Annotated in this window: 1 protein-coding gene; it reads right to left on the bottom strand. The window is 63.2% G+C overall.

Annotation, left to right across the window (positions count from 1 at the left end):
- Positions 1 to 402: phosphopantetheine-binding protein (locus ISP15_RS18360; RefSeq protein WP_404549445.1), on the bottom strand; the 402-nt coding region annotated here is incomplete at its 3' end.
- Positions 403 to 416 lie beyond the last annotated feature (14 nt).

Raw genomic sequence — 416 nt, 5'->3', positions numbered from 1 at the left:
ACGCAGCCATTCGATGTTCAACCTGCCGCGCACGCGCAGCGCCGTCGGAATGTTGTAGCTCGCCGTCCCAGGATGCATGCGCTCAAGAAACCAGATGCGATGCTGGGCAAAAGAAAGTACGGATTGCGCCTCAACATCCAACGGACGGATCGGATCGACGGCCTTCGCTCCGAGCTTTGTTTCAAGGTAAGCAGCCAGCGCCCGTATCGTCGGGCCGTCGAAAAACACGCGCAGCGGCACCTCGACACGGAACGCATCGGTAATACGTGCCGTGGTGCGCGTAGCCATCAGCGAGTGGCCGCCGAGCGCGAAGAAGTTGTCGCGCACGTCGATCTGCGAGCGGCCCAGCACCTCGCCCCAGATCTCGGCAACGAGGATCTCGGTGGGCGTCGTGGGCGGCACGTGATCGACGCGCC

It is taken from the genome of Dyella jejuensis (assembly GCF_044904675.1).
Classification (GTDB): domain Bacteria; phylum Pseudomonadota; class Gammaproteobacteria; order Xanthomonadales; family Rhodanobacteraceae; genus Dyella_B; species Dyella_B jejuensis.
Note: the sequence above shows the minus strand (reverse complement) of the source record. Positions and strands in the feature narration are given on the sequence as shown.